Raw genomic sequence first — 9,401 nt, forward strand, 5'->3', positions numbered from 1 at the left:
GTCAGGGAGGTCAAGCGGAGTGAGCCGAAGATCCAGGCCACCAGCTGATTGGCGAGGAAGGCTCTCCTGACGAGCTTAGCAGCTGGTAGGACTTAGCTAAGGGGAGCGGAGCCTCGAGCTGACCTGCCCTTATACTCCGGCCCCTGGCCCTGTCTCCCCGGTGCTCCCTCCTATATCCGTCCGTCTGCAACGCTGCGCTGGCCGACTATTTTATCTCGAACTTTACATACACAAAACAATTACACAAAACTATCATTTATCAGCCGTCCTCCTATATATATTCGCCAGCACAGCCCCAGATGTATTATGCCATATGCTAAAGACGGCCCCGGGTATGGTTGCCAGAGGATACTGGGCAAAGTGCGTGGCTGCCAGAGATGTTGCCAGGCCTGCGTTCTGCATGCCCACTTCAATAGAGACGGCTCTGCATTTTCGGGTATCCAGTTTCAGGGCCTTGCCTACCGCATAGCCGGAGGCATACCCCAGGAGGTTGTGCAGGACGACCACGATGCCAATGACAAGACCAGACGTCATGATTTTGGAGGCATTATCGGACACTACTGCGGCAACAATAGCAACAATAGCGGTTGTGGAGATGAGTGGCAGGATCTCTACAATTTTCTCTGTCACGGCTTTAAAAAAGTGATGGATGATAAAGCCGCCTGCGATGGGTATAACAACAACTTTAAAGATAGATAGGAACATGCTTAGTACATTCACCTCTACTCTGGTACCTGCAAAAAGATAGGTCAGGGGAGGGGTCAGAAAGGGTGCGAGCATGGTGGAAACACTGGTCATGCCTACGGAGAGTGCTACATCTCCCTTGGATAGATAGGTCATTACGTTGGATGAGGTCCCTCCCGGACATGTCCCTACGAGGATAACGCCTATGGCCAGGTCCGTGGGAAGGGAAAAAAGCCTGGTCAGCAGAAATGCCAAAAGAGGCATGATAGTAAACTGGGCCAGGCAGCCGATGATAACGTCTTTGGGGCGGCTGAAAACCACTCTAAAATCGTTTGGCTGTAAAGTTAATCCCATGCCGAACATGACAACTCCCAGAAGCGTGTTCACATAGGCAGTTTTTACAAAACCAAAGCTATCCGGTGTGAAGAGAGCCAGGGCAGAGACTGCTATTACAATAACCGCCATATAACGGCTGACAAAGCTGGTAATTTTTCTTAAGGTATTCATGTGGGTGTCTCCTTTGACAAAAGTATCTTGTGCGTTTTATCGGTTTAGTAAGGAACAGAAAGGCCCCTGCCTCTACAAAGAGACAAAGGCCTAACCTTTGCGATACTGCTTCTATCATAGCAATCTGTGTTACGAATGTCAATATGGGATGAAAACTGAGATGTTTAAAATATAAGAAATATCAATTTATTATAGGAAAATAATTTATTATTTCATATAATAACCTTATGCTATAATACAGACAGAAGGCAATGGACATAAGAAGACAAATAAAGGGGACAGTGGAACCGTACAGAACGCTGTGAACCTGTAAGACGTAAAGGAGAGGGAGCATGTATACGATTGATTTAAACAGTGATATGGGTGAAAGCTTCGGAGCCTACACCATTGGCGGAGACGAAGAGATTATAAAATATGTGACTACGGCAAATGTAGCCTGCGGCTGGCACGCCGGAGATCCTATGGTGATGGACAAAGTAGTTGGTATGGCCAAGGAACATAATGTCCGGGTCGGCGCTCATCCCGGGTACCCGGATCTGCTGGGATTCGGGCGCAGAAAAATGGTTCTGTCCTTTTTGGAAGTGAAGAACTATATAAAATACCAGATTGGTGCACTTCAGGCCTTCACCGCAAGTTATGGCATGAAATTGCAGCATGTGGCGCCTCACGGCGCCCTGGGGAATCTCTGCCAATACGACAGGGAGGTTTCAAGAGCTATCTGTGAAGCGGTATACGAGGTAGACCCCGGCCTGATGATCTATTACTGCGCGGGTGCTGTGCTGGGTGAGGAAGCCCAACAGATGGGCTTAAAGGCTGCTGCAGAGATCTTTGCGGACAGGGCTTATATGGACGATCTGTCCCTTGTGCCCAGGAAGATGGAAGGGGCTATGATCACCGACGAGGTGCTGGTTATTGAGCGGTGTGTCAGAATGATTAAAGAAGGAAAGGTAACCTCCATAACAGGCAGGGAGCTAACGATACAGGGGGATACGCTTTGCGTTCATGGTGACGGGCCCAAAGCCATTGCTTTTGTAAAAAGGATCCGTGAAGTTTTTCAATATGAGGGAATTACTATAAAAAATATTGAGTAAATGTATTTATATAGGAAAAAGCGTGTCCCTAAGGTGAGAACTATCGCCTGGGGGGCACGCTTTTATTTTAACGCTTACCCATAAAGCATTTCCGAATAATGCACAAGTAAGACACATGTATCAAAAGACGTACGGACTTACCGGGGGACCTGCCGGGAGGTGCCATACAAGCTGTCTGAAAGGGGTACAAATTAAAACAAAATATATGTAATAAAACAAAATATATGTTGATTTAAGGACGGGATTATGGTATATTGATGGTGAATCCGGATAAAACATCAAGGATATTGGGTGAAGTGCACAAAAACTCCGGATAAAAAAGAACATATAGAAAGGGAGGAAAAGGATGAGAAATAAGTTTTGGAGAAAATCAAAACGGGGACTCGCCTTGTTTATGGGTATTACCGTGAGTCTGACTTCCATGAATATGCCGGTTCTGGCGGCTGAGACGGATGATCTTCCGTCTGCAAATGAGGCTGTTCTGGATGAGGAATCCGGAACCTATGAAGGTGATGTTCCAGATCCCTCACAGAATGAAACGAGTGGGGAACCCCAGGAGGACGAAACCGGGGATAACACACCATCAGAAGAGGACACAGACAGCGGGGAGGCTGCCCCTGCCATATCCTATCAGGCGGCAGGCGCAAATTATACCAACCAAAGCCCGTCCCTTCCGGGTATGGGAGACCAGCTGTACATCAACGATTTTACAAATATGGATGAACTGGATACCTATCCGGGGAATAACGCCGGTGAGTTCAACTGTGCGGATAATGCACTTACTATAACCGGAGGAACAGGGAATAAGGCGGTAGTAAAAGATCAAAGCTTTACAGATTTTGTAATGGAAGCAGATGTTTCCGTGGATGCTCAGGCAGATATGGGTGACAAGTCCAGCTCTCAGGCAGGTATCCTGTTTCGTGCCTCTGAGGCTTCAGGCAATGCAGCTGATGGATATAATGGCTACTATTTCTGTGTAGATGCTAAGAACAGCAAGGTCACCCTTGGAAAAACCAGGGGAAACCAGTGGACAGAACTTGCCTCCAAGAAAACAACCGTTAATTTCGGTGAGACTTATCATCTGACCGTAGCTGTCTCAGGGGATAAGATTTCCTGTTATGTAGATTATAATGGAAACAATTTTGCCAAGATTGAAGCAAAGGACAGCGATCATGCGGCAGGAAGCGTAGGGGTCAGAAACTGGCTTTCTAATGCATCCTACCGGAACATCAGAGTGTCTGCCTATACAGAACCGGAAATCGAAGGGGATACGTATACCAATCCGCTCCTTTCTATGTGTGCAGATCCTGATGTACTGTACTACAACGGCACCTACTATCTGTATCCTACCAATGCAGGGGATGCCAACGATGATCAGGGAATTAAAGTATATACATCCACCGATTTAATTCACTGGGCCGACAAGGGCTGGGCGCTCTCAAAGGATGATGTCTGGGGAAACGCAAACTTCTGGGCACCGGATATTATTGAGCGTGACGGTACCTTTTATATGTATTATGTATCCGAGGAACACCTCTGTGTAGCAACCAGCAAGTCTCCTCTGGGTCCCTTTGTTCAGGAAGAAAAGAAGCCCATGCATGATGATATCAAGGAGATTGATGCTCATGTATTCCAGGACGACGACGGACAGTATTATATTTATTTTGTAAGATTCGATAACGGAAATGTAATTGAAGGCGCAAAATTAAATGATGATATGATGACCATGGATGACAGCACCATTACCCGTGTTCTGACACCGGATACAGGCTGGGAGACGGATATGGCCAGAGTGAATGAGGGGCCGTTTATGCTGAAGAAAGATGGTGTCTACTATCTTACATACTCAGGCTCTCACTTTGAGAGTAATAATTACGGATCCGGATACGCTACCAGCGATTCCCCTCTGGGACCGTATACCAAATATGAGAACAATCCTATTATGCAGTCTAACTCCATGGTACACGGCGCCGGCCATCACGGAATCGCGGAATCACCCGACGGCCAGGAACTGTTTATGATTTATCACTGCCATAATAATCTCAAAGAGACAGAGCCCAGGCGCCTGTGCATTGATCGTCTTCAGTTTACAGAGGACGCAGACGGCAATACAGTACTGGAAGTAAAAGGTCCTACTGTGACACCTCAGGCGGCTCCCTCAGGATCTGTGAATGTGGATAATCTCATTGAGGTAAAGAGCCCGGAAGGGGAGAATGTAGTAGAAAACGGAACTGCTCCGGAAGACTGGAACATTCAGGCAAGCCTTATCACCTCTGCACAGGAAAAAGGGGTGGAAAAGAAAGCTGCCGTAGAATGGAATGCAGAAGGCTACGATCCGGCAAATAAAGAGGAGCAGAAACTTCAGGTAACTGGAACCGTGATTCTGCCCGAAGGTGTAGAGAATCTGGGAAATATTCCTTTGACCGTCACAGCCAATGTTACAGTTAAGAGAGATATGTCCGCAGAAGAATCCCTGGACGAGATTCTGGGCAAGGTTGAGATCCGAAATAAGGATAACATTATGGAAAACATCACCCTTCCCACAGAGCAGGACGGCCTGGCGCTTACCTGGAAGTCTGATAAAGAATCCGTAATCTCAACAAAAGAAAAAGAGAATGATAATTATTACACCACACCTGCGGGCGTTGTTACCCGTCAGGACAAAGATACCGTAGTAACCCTTACAGTTTCGGCGGAGAAGGACGGAGTGACCAGATCCCGGGAGATCAAAACAACCGTAAAGGCAAAACCGGAGAAAAAAGAGTATGTTGCTTATCTGTATGCTCATTTTAAAGAGCATCCCGGAGAGGTGGGAGAACAGGATATCTTCTTCGGTGTCAGCAAGAACGGCCTGGATTGGACAGCTCTGAATAATAATGAAGCAGTATTAAAGTCTGAGGTTGGCGATAAAAAGGTCAGAGATCCTTACATTATCCGTTCCGCGGACGGGGATAAATTCTATCTGATCGCTACGGATCAGAATATCTACCAGTACAGCGGCGTTGACTGGGACAAGCTTTCCACCCAGGGAAGTCAGGCACTCACTATCTGGGAATCTACAGACCTGGTAAACTGGACAGACCACAGAAGAGTGGTAGTGGCAGATTCTGTCAATGCCGGCTGTGCCTGGGCGCCGGAGGCTATCTATGACGAGGGCACCGGAGAGTATCTGGTATACTGGTCAAGCAAGGTGGCTGACGACAATTATGCAAGGCAGTATAACTTCGTATCCAAGACAAGAGACTTCTATACCTTTACAGAGCCTGAGGTATACAATGATCTGGGCAGCAATATTGACACGTCTATTCACAAAGAAGGCGATAAGTATTATAAGCTGATTAAACTGGAGGACGGAGATAACACCCATGTGATCCTTCAGTCTGCAAAGGATCATCCTCTGGCATACGGGGAAGAAGTAAATGAAGTAGTCATCGGAGACAAAACCTACAAGAACCTGGGCGCAAATTATACCCAGATTGACAACTCTGCAGACGGCTGCCTGGAATCCTTCAGAGGTTCTTACGAGGGCGCGACCATGTTTAAGTTTAACGACAGGGACGAATGGTGCGTCATGGTAGATGAATACGGCGGACAGACCAGAGGCTATATCCCCTTTATCAGTGATGACCTGGATAAGCCTAACAACGTAAAAGCACTGTCTAACAATGATTATATTATGCAGGACGGCGGTAAACACGGTGTCATTCTTCCAATTACTCAGGAGGAGTATGATGCTTTAACCGCTAAGTGGGGTGTTGCAAAAGAAGAGATCAATGAGACAGAGCAGAAAGATCCTGTTATTTCCTATGATTTTGAGGAAGAACTTGCGGACGGTACAGTAAAAGATAAATCAGGAAATAATTTAAATGCCGAACTGTTCGGAAATGCTGCATACAAGTATGACGAAGAGAAAAAGAGCAATGTATTGTATCTGGATGGTTCTAAGGGCACTTATGCACAGCTGCCTACCGGGTTCTTCGACGGTATGGAAAACCTGACCATAAGCATGGATGTAAAGCCTGAGACAACAGAGACAAATCATGTGGACTTTAGTATTGGACAGGATAATAACCGGTATATGTTTCTCCGATTCCGTGACTATGATATTACTTCTGGCATCACAACCAGGAGCTGGCAGAATGAATATAAACTGGTAGACGGAGAGACTGGAAGACTAAATAAATGGGTGAATGTTAAGGTTGTGGTTGAGGGGCACAAGATGTCTATGTATGTAGACGATCAGCTCATTGCTGTCAATCCCCATGTGAGAAGTATCCAGGAGTTGGGAGCTGATCTGATCTCTTATCTTGGAAAGTCCTTCTATGATGACCCTTACTTTAAGGGATGCTACGACAATATCCAGATCTACAACAGAGCCATGAGTTCTGATGAAATTGTAACTGAGAGAAAAATGAAGGTAAAAATGGAGGCGGAGAACGCGAGACTTACTTTGCCTGCCAAGGCGGTGGACAGAGGGGATGCTTCCGGCGGAAGAAAAGTAGGAACAATTGATAATTCCAGCGCTACAGTAACCTTTACCCTGGATGCTCCAAAGGCGGGAACCTACAGAATTGATATAGTATCGGGAAGCGGTACGGATCAGCCAAATGCATCCGCAAAATATTATGTAAATGGTGATATCTCCAACGCAAAGATTGTAGATTATGTTCCTAAGGGATGGGATGTATGGACAGCCTATCCGGTAGAAGTGGAATTGAACAAAGGACTGAATACCTTTACCGTTACACATTCCGGAAGAGCAAACAGCTTCTCTGAACTGGATTATATTACATTCTACAACTATAATCCTAAACTGGACTCTATCACGTTAGACGGTGAGCCTCTGGAAGGCTTTGACACCAATACCCATGAGTATTCCGTGGAGATCAAAGATCTGAGCAAGGTTCCGGAGATCAAAGCCCAGATGGCAGAAGAGTCTAAAGATTACTTTGATGTAAAGGTAACCCAGGCAGACAACGAGCTGCTTACCGGGAAGGTTGAGGTAACCTCCCCGCTGGATGAGAGCTTCCACGAGGAGTACACCATCCGCCTCTACGACAGCAGCGCATTTTCCAATCCTCTGGTGAACTATGGGGCTGATCCCTATGTGACCTACCAGGATGGATATTACTATTATGTGAGGGTACATAAGGATAAAGAAATCTATGTATCCCGCTCAAAGGAACTGAACAGAATCGCTGCAACACAGCCGTATATGGTATATACACCTGCGGAGGGTGAGCCGGACAGAGAACTCTGGGCACCGGAAATCCACTATCTGAACGGCAAATGGTATATCTATTATACCGCAGGAGCCGGCAATGACCACAGAATGTATGTGTTGGAAAGCAAGACAGACAATGCACTGGGCGAATATGAATTCAAAGGTAAATTAGCGCCGACTACGGACAAATGGGCCATTGACCAGACAGTGCTGGAATACAACGGAAACTTATATGCCGTGTGGTCCGGCTGGGAAGGCGATGTAAATGAAGAACAGAGAATTTATATTGCAGAGATGTCAGATCCATGCACCATTTCCAGTGAGAGAGTGGAACTCTCCCGTCCGGAATATGCATGGGAATTAAACGGAACACCAAGAATCAATGAGGGCGCACAGGTTGCAGTATCACCGGACGGAATAACCAACATTATTTACTCTGCCAGCGGAAGCTGGACGGATGACTACTGCCTGGGCAGACTGACCCTAAAGAAAGACGGAGATCCAATGAATCCGGATGACTGGGAGAAGGGAACAGAGGCTGTATTTATGAAGAATGCTCCTTCTACCTACTCCACAGGCCATGCTAGCTTTACGACCTCACCGGACGGCACAGAATCCTATATTGTGTACCATGCAACAAGAGGAGCCGGACAGGGATGGAACGGAAGAGGCGTGCGGACTCAGAAGTTTACATGGAATGAGGATGGAACTCCTAATTTCGGCAAGGCAATTGCATATGACGCAAAAGTAAACAAACCTTCAGGAACACCGGATACCGAGCGGACTCGTATAGAGGCAGAAAGCGGAGAGCTTGCCAACGGCGCGGCTGTGGAAGAAACCTATAACTCCTCTGCCGGAAAGAAGGTAACAGGACTGGACAATGAAGGGGCAAATGTAACCTTCAAAGCTGAAGTAAAGGATAAAGGCACCTATAAGCTGTATCTCGGCGCAGCTACCAGCGCTGACAATGCCGGGCTGGCGGTATCTGTAAACGGAGGAGAAGCTGTTAATAAAGAAGTGGTTTCTTTCAACGCTTCCCCAGGAAACGGATTGTGTGTAGACAACTGGATGGGTTATGAGCTGGAGATAGAGCTGAACAGAGGTGAAAATACCATCTCTGTGGGCAAGAGTGCGGAACTGACAGCAGCAGATCTGGACTACATTGAGTTAGAACTTCTGGAGAAAGCGCCTTCCGCTGCGTGGGTTCAGGACGGTGACCGCTGGATGTATCAAAATGAGGATGGGTCTTTTGTTAAGGATGACTGGAAACTCATTGACGGCAAATGGTATCATTTTGACCAGGAAGGCTACCGGCAGTCCGGCTGGATCCAGGATGGAAAGACCTGGTACTATCTGGCGAATGACGGAGTGATGGTAACGGGCTGGCTGTCATATGGAAATGCCTGGTATTATCTGAAGAGCAGCGGAGGAATGGCTACCGGCTGGATTCAGGACGGACAACATTGGTATTACCTGAAGGGCGATGGAAAGATGGCCACAGGCTGGCTGTTGGATGGAAAGACCTGGTATTACCTGAAAGGCAATGGAATGATGGCAACCGGCTGGCTGCAGGATGGAAAGACTTGGTATTATCTGAAGAGCAATGGAACAATGGCAACCGGCTGGCTGCAGGATGGAAAAACCTGGTATTACCTGAAAAGCAATGGAGCAATGGCAACCGGCTGGCTGTTGGATGGAAAAACCTGGTATTACCTGAGAAGCAACGGAGCGATGGTAACGGGCTGGCTGCTGGACGGAAAGACTTGGTATTATCTGAAGAGCAATGGAATGATGGCCACAGGCTGGCTGAAGGACGGAAAGACCTGGTATTACCTGAAGAGCAGCGGAGCGATGGCTACGGGCTGGCTGTTAGACGGAAAGACCTGGTATTATCT

Annotated in this window: 3 protein-coding genes; 2 read left to right on the forward strand and 1 reads right to left on the reverse strand. The window is 47.1% G+C overall.

Annotated features, from left to right (window positions below; genetic code table 11):
* Positions 1-252: 252 nt before the first annotated feature.
* The gene (locus BUA56_RS06665) at positions 253-1,191 is read right to left on the reverse strand and encodes a bile acid:sodium symporter family protein (RefSeq protein ID WP_072850189.1); all 939 of its coding nucleotides are present in this window, start codon (positions 1,189-1,191) and stop codon (positions 253-255) included.
* Positions 1,192-1,523: 332 nt separating this feature from the next.
* On the opposite strand from BUA56_RS06665, the gene BUA56_RS06670 reads away from it, so the two are divergent.
* Positions 1,524-2,282, forward strand: coding sequence for a 5-oxoprolinase subunit PxpA (locus BUA56_RS06670; protein WP_072850192.1), 759 nt, complete (start codon positions 1,524-1,526; stop codon positions 2,280-2,282).
* Between the two features lie 346 nt (positions 2,283-2,628).
* Positions 2,629-9,401, forward strand: a 6,773-nt coding sequence (locus BUA56_RS06675; protein WP_158640984.1) for a family 43 glycosylhydrolase, incomplete at its 3' end; no start/stop codon positions are given.

The sequence above is a fragment of the Lactonifactor longoviformis DSM 17459 genome, assembly GCF_900129135.1.
GTDB lineage: Bacteria > Bacillota > Clostridia > Lachnospirales > Lachnospiraceae > Lactonifactor > Lactonifactor longoviformis.

Excerpts from the sequence above, each read along its gene's own strand:
- BUA56_RS06665 (WP_072850189.1), bottom strand. The coding sequence starts at position 1,191 with ATGAATACCTTAAGAAAAATTACCAGCTTTGTCAGCCGTTATATGGCG.
- BUA56_RS06670 (WP_072850192.1), top strand. The coding sequence starts at position 1,524 with ATGTATACGATTGATTTAAACAGTGATATGGGTGAAAGCTTCGGAGCC.